Source organism: Bradyrhizobium sp. USDA 327 (assembly GCF_041262065.1).
GTDB lineage: Bacteria > Pseudomonadota > Alphaproteobacteria > Rhizobiales > Xanthobacteraceae > Bradyrhizobium > Bradyrhizobium liaoningense.
The window spans coordinates 7836133-7851776 of sequence record NZ_JBGCCW010000001.1; the positions used below are offsets into that span (position 1 = coordinate 7836133).

Annotated in this window: 14 protein-coding genes; 10 read left to right on the forward strand and 4 right to left on the reverse strand. The window is 65.3% G+C overall.

What is annotated here, in order from left to right; translation table 11 throughout:
* Positions 1–81 precede the first annotated feature (81 nt).
* Complete coding sequence (locus ABIA42_RS37020) at positions 82–507, reverse strand: PaaI family thioesterase (protein ID WP_271527089.1); 426 nt, start codon at positions 505–507, stop codon at positions 82–84.
* A 68-nt stretch (positions 508–575) separates the two neighbouring features.
* Here ABIA42_RS37020 and ABIA42_RS37025 point away from each other — a divergent pair, with 68 nt between their 5' ends.
* Positions 576–1202: a CoA pyrophosphatase gene (locus ABIA42_RS37025; protein WP_370123708.1), complete on the forward strand. Its 627-nt coding sequence runs from the start codon at positions 576–578 to the stop codon at positions 1200–1202.
* A 53-nt stretch (positions 1203–1255) separates the two neighbouring features.
* On the forward strand, positions 1256–2467 hold the full coding sequence (locus ABIA42_RS37030) for a hypothetical protein (protein ID WP_370116071.1): 1212 nt from the start codon (positions 1256–1258) through the stop codon (positions 2465–2467).
* Positions 2468–2601: 134 nt separating this feature from the next.
* Here the strand turns inward: ABIA42_RS37030 and ABIA42_RS37035 are convergent, their stop codons facing one another.
* Entirely contained in the window at positions 2602–2907 is a 306-nt protein-coding gene (locus ABIA42_RS37035; RefSeq protein WP_271527086.1) for a hypothetical protein, read from the reverse strand.
* Between the two features lie 193 nt (positions 2908–3100).
* Between ABIA42_RS37035 and ABIA42_RS37040 the strand changes: the two genes are divergently transcribed.
* From ABIA42_RS37040 to ABIA42_RS37060, 5 genes are all read left to right on the forward strand, one after another.
* A complete protein-coding gene (locus tag ABIA42_RS37040; RefSeq protein WP_370116069.1) occupies positions 3101–3580 on the forward strand; it encodes a hypothetical protein in 480 nt (159 codons plus the stop codon).
* A gap of 358 nt (positions 3581–3938) precedes the next feature.
* On the forward strand, positions 3939–4886 hold the full coding sequence (locus ABIA42_RS37045; RefSeq protein ID WP_370116067.1) for a TAXI family TRAP transporter solute-binding subunit: 948 nt from the start codon (positions 3939–3941) through the stop codon (positions 4884–4886).
* A gap of 160 nt (positions 4887–5046) precedes the next feature.
* Positions 5047–7161: a TRAP transporter permease gene (locus tag ABIA42_RS37050; protein WP_370116065.1), complete on the forward strand. Its 2115-nt coding sequence runs from the start codon at positions 5047–5049 to the stop codon at positions 7159–7161.
* Positions 7122–7544, forward strand: a complete 423-nt coding sequence (locus tag ABIA42_RS37055) for a DUF1850 domain-containing protein (RefSeq protein ID WP_271527082.1) — start codon at positions 7122–7124, stop codon at positions 7542–7544. Before ABIA42_RS37050 ends, ABIA42_RS37055 begins: the two co-directional genes overlap by 40 nt.
* A 78-nt stretch (positions 7545–7622) precedes the next feature.
* The gene (locus ABIA42_RS37060; protein WP_271527081.1) at positions 7623–8429 is read left to right on the forward strand and encodes an SDR family NAD(P)-dependent oxidoreductase; all 807 of its coding nucleotides are present in this window, start codon (positions 7623–7625) and stop codon (positions 8427–8429) included.
* A 77-nt stretch (positions 8430–8506) separates the two neighbouring features.
* Here the strand turns inward: ABIA42_RS37060 and ABIA42_RS37065 are convergent, their stop codons facing one another.
* Complete coding sequence (locus ABIA42_RS37065; RefSeq protein ID WP_370116062.1) at positions 8507–9277, reverse strand: hypothetical protein; 771 nt, start codon at positions 9275–9277, stop codon at positions 8507–8509.
* A 55-nt stretch (positions 9278–9332) separates the two neighbouring features.
* A complete protein-coding gene (locus tag ABIA42_RS37070) occupies positions 9333–10877 on the reverse strand; it encodes a cation:proton antiporter (RefSeq protein WP_370116060.1) in 1545 nt (514 codons plus the stop codon).
* Between the two features lie 115 nt (positions 10878–10992).
* Between ABIA42_RS37070 and ABIA42_RS37075 the strand changes: the two genes are divergently transcribed.
* From ABIA42_RS37075 to ABIA42_RS37085, 3 genes are all read left to right on the forward strand, one after another.
* On the forward strand, positions 10993–11751 hold the full coding sequence (locus tag ABIA42_RS37075; RefSeq protein ID WP_370116058.1) for a tetratricopeptide repeat protein: 759 nt from the start codon (positions 10993–10995) through the stop codon (positions 11749–11751).
* A 236-nt stretch (positions 11752–11987) separates the two neighbouring features.
* Positions 11988–13373 (forward strand): tetratricopeptide repeat protein, encoded by a 1386-nt coding sequence (locus ABIA42_RS37080; RefSeq protein WP_370116056.1) that lies wholly within the window; start codon positions 11988–11990, stop codon positions 13371–13373.
* Positions 13374–13642: 269 nt separating this feature from the next.
* Positions 13643–15565 (forward strand): propionyl-CoA synthetase, encoded by a 1923-nt coding sequence (locus tag ABIA42_RS37085; RefSeq protein WP_370116054.1) that lies wholly within the window; start codon positions 13643–13645, stop codon positions 15563–15565.
* The last annotated feature ends 79 nt before the right edge of the window (positions 15566–15644 follow it).

Genomic DNA, 15644 nt, shown 5'->3' on the forward strand with positions numbered 1-15644 from the left:
TGAGTCCGCGGAGAGAGTCATGGATTTCTTCGCTGCGCTCGCAACGAAGCGGAGAGGGCGGTGGCAGCCTGACCGCTTCGCCTACGCCGGCCCCTTCAATATCTTGAACACGCCATTCGCCATCACGACGCAACGATCGTCCACGCTGACTTCGGTGCTCATGAAAATCAGGGTGCGGGTCGAGCGTACCACGCGCGGGCGGGAGATCAGGATGTCGCCGATCTGGCCGGCCTCGACGAAGTGGGTGTCGAGCTGCACCGTCGCCAGATATTCCTTGCCAGAGACATAGCGGGCCGTCATGCCGCAGGTGCGGTCGGCGAAGGTCATCATCACGCCGCCCTGGACCATGCCGCGGCGGTTGTGGTGCTTGTCCTCTGTCGCGAGGGCGAACTCGTGATGGCCGTCGACCTTGCGCTCCCACAAGGGACCGACGAGGTGGAGGAAACCCGTGGTCTCCAGGATGCTCCAGCCGTCTGATTTCAGCCTTGCGGCGGCCTTGGTGGTCATGTCGTCGTCCGTTCCTGTGCGGGCCTTGCGAGCGCATTTCATCGGGGCCGGACGTGGTGTAGTCAAGCATCATGAGACCGTTCGATGATGCCACACGGCGGAATATCGCGGATGCCTGCGCAGCCTTCACGCGCCTGCAGGAGGATGATGCGCAAGCGACGCTGAAGCGCGCCGCGGTCGCGGTCGCGCTGACCGCGAGCGAGGGCGACGACACTGCGCTGCTGCTCACGCTGCGCGCGTCGCATCTGCGCGCCCATCGCGGTCAATGGGCGCTGCCGGGCGGCCGATGCGATCCCGGCGAGACGCCGGTCGAAGCGGCGCTGCGCGAGCTCGACGAGGAGCTTGGCCTTCGCCTCACGGACGCGGATGTGCTCGGCACGCTCGACGATTACCCGACGCGGTCCGGCTATCTGATCACGCCGGTCGTGGTCTGGGCCGCAGGCAACGCCGCGATCCGGCCGAACCCGGAGGAGGTCGCGTCCGTGCATCGCATCGCGCTGGCGACCATCGAGCGCGAGGACGCTTTCGATTTCGTCGCGATCCCCGAAAGCGTGCGGCGCGTGATCCGCTTCCATCACCAGATGAGCCTGATCCACGCGCCCACGGCGGCGCTGATCTACCAGTTCCGCGAGGTGCTGGCGGGGCGGCACACCCGCGTCACCGACCTGGAACAACCGGTGTTTGCCTGGAAGTGATGGTAAACGGCGCGTTAACGTGACGGTTACCGGATGCCTGCTAAGAGGGCAGCATGCATCGATCGATTCGAAACAAGCTGGCGCTGGTTCCATTCGCGCTGGTCCTGATCTCATCCGCCGCGCGCGGCGCCGAAGGCGACGCGCTGCCGGCGGCCGTTCGCAACGCCAACGCCCAGCTGCTGTCGCAGTTTTTCGCGCAAGGTGCCTCGCCGGCCGTGCTCGAATATCGCCGCAAGCTCGCGGAATATCAGGCTGCGCGCGCGGCGTTCGATGCCGAGGCCGGCGCCTATTGGAGCCAGATCTCCGAGAAGCGGAAGACGCGCAACGCCAAGCGGCGCAACGGGCAGCAGATCACGCTCGATGATTACCTCCTGGAGCATCCGCCGCTCTATGCCGGGCCGAAGCGCCCGGTGAACCCGGAGCCGGAGGAAACGCCGGAGCGGCCGCCCCGAAAGCCTATTCCGGTGGTCGCCGATTTCCTGCGCGCGGCGCATGAGCTCTACCAGTTCACGCCGCAGCGCCCGTCCAGCGAACTCGAGTTCAAGCGCGCCTACGCGCGCTACGCACTGGCCAACGGCTTGACGCGTGAGCAGGCGGTGCGGGTCTATTCGTTCGAGACCGGCGGCACCGGCAGCTACGACGTGCAGGCGGGCATCGAGCACGGCGGCAAGCGCGCGATCTCGACCGCGATGGGCTACAACCAGCTGCTGACCACCAACAGCGTCGAACTGCTCGCCGAGCAGGGCCATGAACTCATCCGCGCGCTTGCGGAGAAGGTGGCGCGGACATCAGGCCCGGCGCGGCATGCGCTCGAGCACAAGCTCACTGTCCTGAAGAAAATGGTGGCGCATGCGAAGTCGGTGCCCGACACCTGGTCGGAGCACGAGAAGATCGGCAACACCCCGCAGGGCTGGGCCATGCATGCGATGGTGCTCGACGTCGACATCGGGCCGATGCTTCAGACTCACAAGCTGCTGACGTCGGTGCTGTTCGCCCGCGCCAAGGGCTACACCCGACCGCTTTCCGCGGCCGAGCTCGAGATGATGAACCTCACCGGCGACGGCACCGGTCTCGACATGGTGACGATGCCGCAGGCGATGCGCGAGAAGGTGCCGACCTCGAACTTCTTCCAGCGCGGCGGCTACGAGCGCAATCCGGTCGCGATCCGCCACAACACGGTGGCCAAGCTGCTTGCCGTGACCGACGAGCGGATGGACTCGAACAGCAGCAAAGCCGGCGCGCGGGAGCTCGCGGGGGCGTTTTAGCTCTTCTCCCCGCCGTACCCTTCGATCGCAATGGCCTGCGGGATACTGGATCGTCCGTCCCAGTGCGCAATTGCGCACAAGGCGGACGATGTCACCGCGTGCGAGGCAGCGCGGTCGGCCGCGTGCTCAAGCCGTTACTGGTCCGGCCCGAACTTGAACTTGCCGTCGCCCTCCAGATATGGGCCGCTCCGCATGTAGAGCTGGCCGTTCTGGCCGATGAAGAACAGTGTGCCCTTCGGCACCTTTTTGGCGCCCTTCAGGAGCTCGCCGGCGTTGCTAGTGCCCATCTTGTAGGAAAAGGTCTTGCCATCCCTGTCATAGGCATAGCCCGTGTCCGACTTGAGCTCCCAGGGCGTCGCTCCGGTTTGCGCCAATGCGGGCCCTGCGCATGCGCCGAGCGCGGCTGCGATTGCAAATGTCTTGGTTGAAAATGCCGTCATCCCATCCTCCCACGGTCGGGACATTCCGGGCTTGAACAAATCACGAACGACATGATCGGGTCAATTTGCGAAAGCGCCGCAGCGCATCACGTCTTGCCCAGCAGCTTGTGATTTTCCCTTCGTCCCCTCGCGACTATGTTCCGCTTTCCGTCTAGAACGCAATTCGACAAAATTACTGGTAGGGATGATTCGGATGCGCCATGTGATCAAGCTTTGCTGGGCTGCTGCATTGTCGCTGGCGGCGATGGCGCCAGCGGCCCGGGCCGATGATTACCAGCTCAGCCACAATCAGCGCATTTCGTGCAGCCGCGGCCTCGCCCCGGGCAAGCTGAACACGGCGACCTGCAAGTCCTACACCTATCTCTTCAACACCAAGACCTCGGAATATTTCCGCTGCCAGGTTTCCCTGGCGCTGACCCGCGACAACAAGGAGGTCATCAACGTCCAGACGGACGGCGGCTGTACCAAAAAGCCGCGTATCTTCGAGACCGACGGCAAATATGATTTCGACGCGACCGAGACCGAGCCGCCGAACACCAACTCATTCTTCGGTCCCGGCGGATATTCGGTCTGGGCCGCCGACGTCGGCGCGCAGAAGATCCGCGGCTGCATCATCATCTCCTCCGGCCTCGGCTCCGACATCTCGAAGTGCCTGGACATGACGTTCCAGTAGAGCGCCTGCGACGGTGCGCTCCCTCCCCCGCTTGCGGGGGAGGGCTGGGAGAGGGCGTCTCCACGATGGGATAGTCCCCTAGAGGAGAGAACCCTCACCCGGCGCGCGGGACGATGCTGCGCATCGCCCGGACGCGCCGACCTCTCCCGCACACGGGAGAGGTGACCGAGCAAGCCGCTCCAGCGATCGCATCTGACGCAGCACTGGCCTCGCGCTGCGCCAACTCGCCGCAGCCGCGAGTTCCCAGAAATCGAGCCGAATCGGCCGTTCGCCGCAGTCCTGTTTTGCCTTTTGGATGGGTTGACCCGCACCCCTCATCCGGCCCAATTTCGCGGCCGGTTTGGGGAGAACAACAACCATGAAACGGACGATTTTTGGCGTGGCCGCGGCTCTTGCTCTGGCGGCGTCGGCGCCTTGCGCACAGGCGCAATCCTTCATCAACGTGCTGACCGGCGGCACCTCTGGCGTCTACTATCCGCTCGGCGTCGCAATCGGAAAGATCTACGGCGACAAGATTCCGAACGTGAAGACGCAGGTGCAGGCCACCAAGGCGTCGGTCGAGAACCTGATCCTGCTGCAGCAGGGCCGCGGCGAACTGGCGTTCACGCTGGGCGACTCGCTGAAAGCGGCCTGGGACGGCGAGGAGGAGGCGGGCTTCAAGACCAAGCTCGACAAGCTCAGGACCATCGGCGCAATCTATCCGAACTACATCCAGATCGTCGCGACCGCCGAGAGCGGCATCAAGACTCTGGCCGACCTCAAGGGCAAGAGCCTGTCGGTCGGGGCGCCGAAGTCCGGCACGGAGCTGAACTCGCGCGCGATCCTCGCGGCCGCCGGCATGAGCTACAAGGATCTCGGCAAGGTCGAATATCTGCCCTTCGCCGAATCGGTCGATCTCATGAAGAACCGGCAGCTCAACGCCACGCTGCAATCGGCCGGGCTCGGCGTCGCCTCGCTGAAGGACCTGTCGACCTCGAGCCCGATCACTGTGGTGTCGGTGCCGAAGGAAACCGTCGACAAGATCGGCCCGCCCTTCGTCTCGGCGATCATTCCGGCCAAGACCTATACCGGTCAGGACAAGGACGTGCCGACTGCGGCCGTGATCAATTATCTGGTCACGAGCTCCGCCGTGTCGGACGATCTCGCCTATCAGATGACCAAGCTGGTCTACGAGTCGCTCCCCGAGCTCGTCAACGCGCACGCGGCCGGCAAGGAGATCAAGCTCGAGAACGCCGCCAATGGCAGCCCGGTTCCGCTACACCCCGGCGCGGCCCGCTATTACAAGGAAAAAGGGCTGATCAAGTAAGATCGGCTCTCGCTGTCGTACGTCATGGCCGGGCTTGTCCCGGCCATCCACGTTCTGAGGCTAGGCGAGAAAGATCGTGGATGCCCGGGACAAGCCCGGGCATGACGGTCTGGAGACGCTCTGCCCATGTTATAAGCGCTGATGGTTGGGAACGAATTGGATGCTGGAAAAGGCAGAGGGCACTGAAGCTGCCCCCATCAAGGTCGAGTTCGACAATTTCGAGCATGGCTTCCCGGAAGGCTTCGGTCCGGGCTGGTGGGGCCAGCTCGCCTACTGGATCGGCATTGCATTCGCGACCTTCCAGCTCTATGTCGCCGCCTTCAACTATCTGCCGAGCCAGGTGGTCCGCGGCGTTCATGTCGGCTTCCTCGTTCTGCTCACCTTCGGCCTGATCGCCAACTTCACCGCAAAGAGCAATTTCGGCCGTGCGCTCGGCTGGGTGATCGGCGGCGCCGGCTTCCTCTGCGGCCTTTACCAATGGATTTTCTACGCCGACCTGATCGCGCGCGACGGCGATCCGACCCGGCTCGATCTGGTGGTCGGCACGCTGCTGGCGGTGCTGATCTTCGAGGGCACGCGGCGCCTGATGGGCGCGGCGCTGCCGTTGATGTGCGGCGCGTGCCTCCTCTACTGGTTTTTCGGCCAGTACCTGCCGTCGCCGCTCAACCATCGCGGCTATGATTTCGACCAGATCGTCACGCATCTGTCGTTCGGTACCGAAGGATTCTACGGCGTGCCGATCTACGTGTCGGCGACCTACATCTTCCTGTTCATCCTGTTCGGCTCGTTCCTGGAGCGCGCCGGCATGATCCAGCTCTTCACCGACGTCTCGCTCGGCCTGTTCGGCCGCACGCGTGGGGGACCTGCCAAGGTCGCGGTGTTCGCTTCGGGCATGATGGGCACGATCTCGGGCTCGGGCGTCGCCAATGTCGTCACCGTCGGCCAGTTCACAATTCCCTTGATGATCAGGTTCGGCTACCGCCGCGCCTTCGCCGCCGGCGTCGAGGCGACGGCGTCGATGGGCGGACAGATCATGCCGCCGGTGATGGGCGCGGTCGCCTTCATCATGGCGGAGACGCTGGGCGTGCAATATTCCGAGATCGTCAAGGCCGCCGCGATTCCTGCGATCCTCTATTTCGCCTCAGCCTTCTGGATGGTGCATCTGGAAGCCGGCAAGCACGGCCTCGTCGGCATGAAGCGCTCGGAGATCCCGAGCGCCTGGAAGGCGCTGGTGACGCGCTGGTACCTCGTGCTGCCGCTCGCCGCGCTCGTCTACATGCTGTTCGAGGGCTTCACGCCGCTCTATGCCGGCAGCATGGGTCTCGCGCTGACGGTGGCGCTGATCCTTGGCACCGCCATCACGACGGGTGCCTCGTCGATGGTGATCCGCTACGTGTTCTGGATCGGGCTTGCGCTCGTCGTTGCCGCGCTGTCGCGCGACGGTCTCCAGATCGTGCCGGTCGCGTGCATCGTGGTCGGGCTGATCGTGATCACGGCGTTCGTGCGCGGCGGGTTCAAAGCCTTGCGCGAATGCCGCAATGCGCTGGCTGAAAGTGCGAAGTCCGCCATCACCGTCGGCATGGCCTGCGCCATCGTCGGCGTCATCATCGGCATGATGTCGCAGACCGGTGTCGGCACCATCTTCGGCGGCTGGGTGATCGGTCTTGGCGAGAAGAGCCTGTTCCTGGCGCTGGTCATGACCATGCTGCTGTCGATCCTGCTCGGCACGGGCATTCCGACCATCCCGACCTACATCATCACCGCCGCGCTCGCCGCGCCGGCACTCGCGAAACTCGGCGTGCCGCTGATCGCGAGCCATATGTTCGCGTTCTATTACGGAATCATGGCCGATCTGTCCCCGCCGGTGGCCCTCGCCGCGCTCGCGGCGGCGCCGATCGCCAAGGAGAACCCGGACAAGATCGGCTGGGAGGCGATGCGCATCGCGCTCGCCGGTTACGTCATCCCCTTCATCTTCGTCTATTCGCCTGCCCTGATGCTGCAGGCCGGCGATCCCATGGCGGCCAAGCTCGGCTTCTACGGCGCGGTGGCGCTGGCCGCCACCAAGGCGCTGGTGGCGATCGGCCTGTTCGGCATGGTCGCGATCGGCTTCCTGTTCACGCGGCTGACGCTGATCGAGCGCCTGGTCGCGCTCGGCGCCGCGTTCTGCCTGCTCGGCGAGTTCCCGTTCAGCGACACGGCGGGCTTCGTGCTTGCTGCTGCGCTGGTGGTGTGGCAATGGCGGCAGCGCCCGCCGGCGGCGGTCGAGGCGGCGTGAGCCTCTGCTTCGCAACGGCATCAGGCGTGAAGGCGCTGGCGCTGTCCGCCTTCACGCTGGCCTGGACGCATTCGGTCGCGAAGGTCGAATGGCAGGAAGATTGGCGTGTCACGCCCGCCGGCCTCGAGCTGGTGCAGGCCCGCGTCAAGGGCACCGGCCCCGGCATGGAGCCGCCGCCCGAGGCGCGGCTCGTCGATGGCTGGTTTCAATGGCGGCCGCGGCGTCCGCCGATGCACGAGGTCGTGCTCGGTAATTCCGGAGCGGCCGGGGAGTGGCGGTTGTGCCATGACGGGAAGTGCCGGACGTTGTCGGAGATTGTCGGCCATCCGATCGGTGCTAACGTCACCACGATGAGGATTTGCAGCGATCCGAAGCCCGGATGAGCGCAGCGATATCCGGGGATGGTGGCCCGGATATCGCTGCGCTCATCCGGGCTACAAAACAGCAAGGGGAGACGCACGATGGATAGGCTCAAGGGCAAGGTTGCGATGGTGGTGGGCGCCGGCTCGATTGGGCCCGGCTGGGGCAATGGCAAGGCAACCGCGGTGACGTTTGCGCGTGAGGGCGCGCAGGTGTTTTGCGTCGATCGCAATGGTGCTGCGGCCGAGGAGACCGCGAAGATCATCATCGAGGAAGGCGGCAAGGCGACGGCGTTCACCGCCGACGTGTCGCGCGCAAGCGAGATCGAGGCGATGGTCGCAGCGTGCCTGAAGGCCTATGGCCGCATCGACGTGCTCGACAACAATGTCGGCATCGCCGAGATGGGCAGCGTGGTCGAGGTGAGCGAGGAAAGCTGGGACCGCGTCTTCAGCGTCAACCTCAAGAGCGCCTATCTCGCCATGAAGCATGTCATCCCCGTCATGGTGAAGCAGGGCGGCGGCTCGATCATCAACATCTCCTCGATCGCCTCGATCCGCCACATGGGCATTTCCTACGTCACCTACGGCACCTCGAAGGCGGCGATGAACCAGATGACGCGCACCACGGCGATCGAGTTCGCGCGCCATCATGTCCGCGTCAACGCGATCCTGCCCGGCCTGATGAAGACGCCGATGGTCGAACATTCAGCGGGGCTTGCCGCCAGCTACGCCAAGGGCGACGTGGAAGCGATGTGGCGCGCGCGCGATGCGCAGGTGCCGATGGGCCATATGGGCGATGCCTTCGACGTCGCCAACGCCGCGCTTTTCCTGGCCTCGGATGAGTCGAAATACGTGACGGGAATCGAGCTCGTGGTCGACGGCGGGATCACGTGCAAGGCGGGGGCTTAGTGCAATCTCCACCGTCGTCCCGGACCAGCCCGCCCTTAAGCGCGCCGATCCGGGATGACAACGGAGGTTGTCGCTACCTACTGCGCCAGCGTCAGGATGCCGCCGGCGAAGGCATGCCACGCGGCGCTCTCGCTGACCGGCCAGTTCAGCACCTTCACCGCCAGCAGCGCGAGCGTGCCGTAGATGTAGACCGGATGCACGCGGCCTTCGGTGCGCCAGTCGCGCACCATGGCGACGACGAGCAGTAGGGAAGCGACGACAGCCGGCGCAATCGTCACGGGCACCGGCGGCGGGCCGGGCGGTCCGGGAGGGGCGAGGAAGGTCAGGAACCAGCGCGCGATCGCGGCATCGAGGATCGAGACCGCCGCCAGCAGCATCAAGCGCTTGTGGACCTCCGGTCTGCGCGTGTTCATGATCGCCAGCACGAACACCACGGCGAAGAACGCGATTCCGCTCATCGGCACGATCGAGAAGCCGATGCCGGCTTCCTTCTGCCCGAGCGCGGCGGAATGCTGCATGACGTGCACCGAGGCGAGGAAACCGAAAATCGTCATCGCGGTCGCGAGCGATACGCCGGCGATGCCCAGCGAGCGGTGATTGACCACACGGCCCGAGGCCGCGAGCCAGGTCTGGAGCACGAAATAGAGCGACCATGTGAAGAACAAGAGTCCATGAAAGTGAATCACGGGGCTTGCGGAGAGCGTCCGGTTGGCGAGCGGCACCCAATAGGTCGGCGCGAAGCCGAGAAAGGCGGTGGCCGCGCAGGCCAGGGCCATGTGGAGATAAAAATATCGTGCAGGCGACGCATCACGCGCGCGCACACGACGGTCGTCGATCAGAGTTGTCATCTGGAGTGAGTCTGGGAAGGCGAGGTTTGGTTCAAACCCCACCATCGTCGTCGATCTATCCGCCTGCGCTCAGTTCTGCGCGATCGAGCTCTTCCTCCAGCCGATGAAACGCGTCGTCGCCGATCACCTCGGTGGCGCGGAGGTCGAAGATCGCTTTTCGCGCGGCCTCGATGGCGCGGCGGCGCAGGGGATCGGCGGGCAATTCGCCATTGGCGATGCCGCCGTTCGGATCGGTCTCGGCCTGCATCAGGATGGCGCGATATTCGAGCCGCAGGATTTCCGCCTCCTCCGACGGATCGCTCTCGATCGCATCGAGCGCCGCGCGATAGGCGACCGCGCGCCCGCGCGCGACCTCGATGCCGACGGGATCATCGTCCTTGAGGTCGAAGGCGAGGATCAGCGGCCGCAGCGTCAGGCCCTGGATGACGAGCGATCCCAGCACCACCGCAAAGGCGATGAAGACGATGAAGTCGCGATAGGGAAAACTTTCCGGCAGGGCAAAGGCGGTCGCGAGCGTAACGAGGCCTCGCATGCCGCACCAGGAGATGATGAGGCCGCCTTTGGGCGAAGCGATCTGCTTCGGATCCTTCGGATGATAGAGCCCGTGTGCGATCAGCACGCGCAGGGTCGTGCGATAGAACGTCACCCAGCCGAGCCGCACCAGCATCACCGTGAGCAGGATCCAGGCGGCGGCCACGCAATATTCCCAGCGCACGTCCGCGTCGAGCCGCGTCCAGATCGGCCGCATCTGCATGCCGATCAGCATGAAGGCGAGCACGTTGAGCACGAACACCATCGTCTCCCAGACCGCATAGGACGGCACCCGCAGCCGCGCCGGCATGCGCGCCGGCGCCGTCCGTGCGACCGTGATGGCATAGACCACGATGGTGAGGATGCCGGAGAGGCCGAGATGCTCGGCGGCGATCCAGACCAGGAAAGTGGTGGCGAACTGCACGATGATGGCGCTCGGCGCTTCCCTCACCCGCTCCATGAACAGCGGAATGATGCGGCCTGCGGCGAGACCTGCGACGACGCTGCCGACGAGGGCCAGCACCATGGTCGGCGCGACTTGGCTCCATGTCAGATGCTGGGTGGCGACCGCGCCGACGGCGATGCGATAGATCAGAAGCGCGCTGGCGTCGTTGAGCAGGCTCTCGCCCTCAAGCACCTTCACCATGCGGTGGGGCAGCTTCACCTGGCTCAGGATTGCGACGGCAGCGGCCGCATCCGGCGGCGCCACGATCGCGCCGAGCGCGACCGCGGCGGCCCAGGGCATGTCGGGCATCAGCCGGTGTGCGACATAGGCCACGGCGGCCGTGGTCAGGCCGACTGCGGCGACCACCAGGGTCGAGACCGGAACCCAGTTGTTCCGTAGATCGCGCAGCGAGGTGTCGAAGGCGGCATCGAGCAGGACCGGTGCGACAAAAAGGGCCAAGGCCAGGTCCGGCTCCAGCGCCCAGGACGGACTGGACGGCACGAAGGCGATCAGCGCGCCACCGATGGCGAGAAAGGTCGGGTAAGGGACCTTGATCCGCCGCGCCAGCGCCGATAAGGCAACAGCGCCGAGCAGAAGTGCAATGATCCATTCGAATGTCGACACGATGATCCCCGAGACGATCTGAGCGGCGCCCCAAGCTAGCACCAAACCGGCCGTATGATGGATAGTACGGCGCCAAGGCAAGACCCTAAGACAAGACTCTCCAACTGCAACGAGCATGCGTTCTCTCATTCACCTGTTCGGCGCCGGTCTGCTCTACGCACTCTCGCTCGCCGCGGCCAATGCTGCGACCGGAGGCGAGCCGGTTGCGGTGACGCAGGTCGATGTCGAGCTCTGCCTCGCGGCGACCGCGGCCGACGACGTGGACAAGGCGGCCACCGCCTGCGCTGCCGTGATCGACAATGAGAAGACGGCGAAGGAGGATCTGATCAAGGCACTGATCGCGCGCGGCGCACTGCTGGCGCGGCACGACCAGGTCGACCGTGCGATCGCCGACGACAGCCGCGCTCTTTTGCTCGATCCGACCCTCGCCGATATCTTCAACGCGCGCGGCGAGCTCTGGCTGAAGAAGGGCGACAAGCCCAAGGCGGTGCAGGATTTCGGCGCAGCACTCAAGATCGATCCGAACCACGCGAAGGCCAAGGCCAATCACAAGGCGATGGCGCGCGAGCTCGAGCGAATCGGCGCGCAGATGGCGGTCGCCGGCAAGCCCAGCTTCAATTGCACGCGAGCGCGCCGCGCGGTGGAAAGGGCGATCTGCGGCAATCGCGAGCTCGCCGATCTCGACCGGGAGATTTTTGCATCGAACGCCCGCGTGATCCGCGCGGCGCGCAATGCGGATGAAGCGAAGGCGCTCCAGCGCGAGCAGGATGAATTCATTGCGCGCCGCAATGCCGGTTTCGGCCGGCCGGGCTATGATCTCAAAAAGGCGATGCAAGCGCGCCTGCAACGGTTGAACGGGGTCGACGGATATTGACGGGCCTTCGGCTCACGAGGAGCCGTCATGCGCGGGCTTGTCCCGCCTGCGGGGCCGAAGCCCTTCGGCGCTGCGAAGGCGCGGGCATCCACGGTCTGTGTGCCGCGGGTAAGACGTCGATGGCAGGGACAGGCCAAGGACAGGCCCGGCCATGACGGCGCGGACGGGCCCGATTTGAACCCATCCCTTGCCAGCCGCGACAACGGTGAGAACCCGACGTCACGGAGCCCTCTGTCATGTGCGGCACTCAAGCCTCCGCGCAAGCGCCTTCGCCTGCCAAAATCTCGCTTCGCGCCTTTTTCCTCAGCGCGGCAATGAGCCTTGTTCTCGCTTCCCCAGCCTCGGCGAGCACCGAGTGCGTGCTGGGCAGCAAGGCTGCCCCGGCAGAGTTGATTGCGGCATGCAGCGCCATCATCGACAAGACTGCAAATTCGGCCTCCGATCGCAGCGCGGCCCTCGTTGTCCGCGCCGAAGCCAATGCGCGAACCCTTGGAGGGCAATCGCAGGCGCTGCGCGATCTGGACCGCGCCATCGCGCTCGACGGCAGGAACGCAAAGGCCTGGCGCCTGCGCGGCGACCTCCTGCGCGAGGCCGGCGGCGATCTCAGCCGCGCTGCGGCCGATTTGACCAGGGCGATCGAGCTCGATCCGCAGGATGCGGAGGCTTACGAGTCGCGCGGCGTGGTCTACACCAATCAGCGCCGGCTCGACCGCGCGCTTGCCGATTACGACCAGGCGATCAAGCTGAAGCCGGACGATGCGCAGGCCTGGTCCGACCGCGGCGTGGCCTATTATCTCGGCGGAGACAACGAGAAGGCGATCAGGAATTTCGACGAGGCCCTGCGGCTCGACCCCAACCGGCCTCGCACCTACACCAACCGCGGCGCGGCCTGGAAGAAGCTCGGCCAGAACGACAATTCGGTCGCCGACAACACCGCGGCCATCAGGCTCGATCCGAAGGTGCCGGAATATTACGACAATCGCGGCCTCGCCTATGCCGCGATGGGCGAGTACGACAAGGCCATCGCCGATTACGACGAAGCGATCCGGCGTGAGCGGCGCGCCAACTTCCTGACCAACCGCGGCGATTCCTACCAGTTCAAGGGCGAGCTCGGGGCCGCGCTGAGCGACTATGACGCCGCGCTCGAGCTCGATCCGAATTTTGCGAAGACCTACAACAACCGTGCCGTGCTCTACAAGAAGATGGGCGAGCGCAAGAAGGCGCTGGCGGACTACGAGACGGCGCTGAAGCTCGATCCGGGCAACGAGAATGCAGCCAACGGCCGCCGCGCCATGATCGCCGAGATCGCGAAGTTCGGTGCCGAGCCGCTGCGTCCGCTGAATGCGGCTTCCGGCAACGGCCCGTCGTTCGATTGCGCGACGGCGAAGCGCGAGGTCGAGAAGGTGATCTGTGCCGATCCGCAGCTCGGCGTGCTCGACCGCCAGATCGCCGAGGCCTACGAGCGCGTGCTGAAGCTGGCGAACAAGCGCTCGGCCGGCGAATTGCGCAGGACGCAGCGCGATTTCCTCGCCACGCGCAACGCCAGTTTCGGCCGCCCCGACTATGATCTGAAGAAGATCATGCAGCAGCGGTTGCAGAAGCTGAACGCGATGGAGAGCTGAGAAGCGTTCCGAACTCGTCGTCTCTCCTCGAGTCGAACCGCCACCGTCCTTCCGGAGACCCCGCCCCCCGCAAGCGGGGCGAGGGGGCGCACCGCCCGCGCGGCGGTAGGTGTGTCTTCCCCGAAAGGCCCATCCTTTTGAGCTTGAACCGCGGCCCGTTCCCGCGAAAATAGCTTCACAACAAGGCCGGCAATTGATCCTGGTCATGGCGGGGCGCCTGTCCTGCCACAAGGGTCAAGGGCAGGCGAATAAGGCACGGGAGCGCGGGAATGAACGTCCAAGGGAACGCCGACGGCAAAAGTCGTTATCATGAGGTCCATGCGCGCTCGCTGGCCGATCCCGCTGGCTTCTGGGCCGAGGCGGCGAAGGAGATCGACTGGATCGAGCCGCCGAAAAAGATCTTCGATCCCTCGCAAGGAACCTACGGCCGCTGGTTCGCCGGCGGCGTCGTCAACACCTGCTACAACGCGCTCGACCGCCATGTCGAACGCGGCCGCGCCGACCAGGTCGCGCTGATCCATGATTCGCCGCTGACCAATTCGGTCACAAAACTCACCTATGCCGAACTGCTGAACGAGGTCCAGGCGCTCGCCGCCGTCATGCAGGACTTCGGGGTCGCCAAGGGCGACCGTGTCATCCTTTACATGCCGATGGTGCCGGAAGCGGTGGTCGCGATGCTGGCCTGCGCGCGCATCGGCGCGGTGCACTCCGTCGTGTTCGGCGGCTTCGCGGCGAAAGAGCTCGCCACCCGCATCGACGACGCGCAGCCGAAGCTGATCCTCTCCGCCAGCTGCGGCATCGAGCCCGGCCGTATCGTCCATTACAAGCCGCTGCTCGACGAGGCGATCAGGCTTGCCGGCAGCAAGCCGAAAGCCTGTATCGTGCTGCAGCGTCCGCAGCTCACCTGCGAGATGACGCCAAGCCGCGACTACGACTGGGCCAGCCTGCGCCGCAGGGCGATGAACGACGGCAAGAAGGCGCCCTGCGTGCCTGTCGCCGCGACCGATCCGCTCTACATCCTCTACACCTCGGGCACGACCGGCGTGCCGAAGGGCGTCGTGCGCGACAATGGCGGGCATCTCGTCGCGGTGAAATGGTCGATGTTCAACCTCTATGGCGTCAAGCCGGGTGAGGTCTGGTGGTGCGGCTCCGACATCGGCTGGGTGGTCGGCCACAGCTACATCGTCTACGGACCGCTGTTTCATGGCGCGACCTCGATCATGTACGAGGGCAAGCCGGTCGGCACGCCCGATGCCGGCGCGTTCTGGCGCGTGATCTCCGAGCACAAGGCGGTGGCCTTCTTCACCGCTCCGACCGCATTCCGCGCCATCCGCAAGGACGATCCGGAAGGAAAATTCATCCGGCAGTACGACCTCTCCAAATTCCGCACGCTGTTCCTCGCCGGCGAGCGCGCCGATCCGCCGACGGTGGAATGGGCGGAGCAGCAGCTGAAGGTGCCCGTGATCGACCATTGGTGGCAGACCGAGACCGGCTGGTGCATCGCCGGCAATCCGGTCGGCCTCGGCATGCTGCCCGTGAAGCACGGCTCGCCGACGGTGCCGATGCCGGGCTACCAGGTCGATGTCGTCGACGAAGCGGCAAAGCCGGTCGCCCCCAACACCATGGGCTCGATCGTCATCAAGCTGCCGATGCCGCCGGGCTGTTTGCCGACGCTGTGGAATCAGGACGAGCGCTTCAAGGAGGCCTACCTCAGCGAATTCCCCGGCTATTACAAAACCTCCGATGCCGGCTACAAGGACGAGGACGGCTATGTCTTCGTCATGGGCCGCACCGACGACATCATCAACGTCGCCGGCCATCGGCTCTCCACCGGCGGCATGGAGGAGATTTTGGCCTCGCATCCTGATGTCGCCGAATGCGCCGTGCTCGGCGTCAAGGACGCGATCAAGGGCGAGGTGCCCTGCGGCTTCCTGGTGCTCAAGGCCGGCGTGAAGCGCCCGCCGGCCGAGATCGAGAAGGAGATCGTCGCATTGGTGCGCGACAAGCTCGGCCCGGTCGCCGCCTTCAAGCTCGCCATCACCGTCGGCCGCCTGCCCAAGACGCGTTCCGGAAAGATCCTGCGCGGCACCATCAAGAAGATCGCCGACGGCGAATCCTGGACCATGCCGGCGACCATCGAGGATCCCAAGGCACTCGACGAGATCGGGGAGGCGCTGAAGGGAAGGGTGTGACGGTCCCGATGGGGCTTGAATAGGTCGCATTTTTCCGCTCAACCCTCATCCGGAGGAGCGCGCCCTGCGCGCGTCTCGA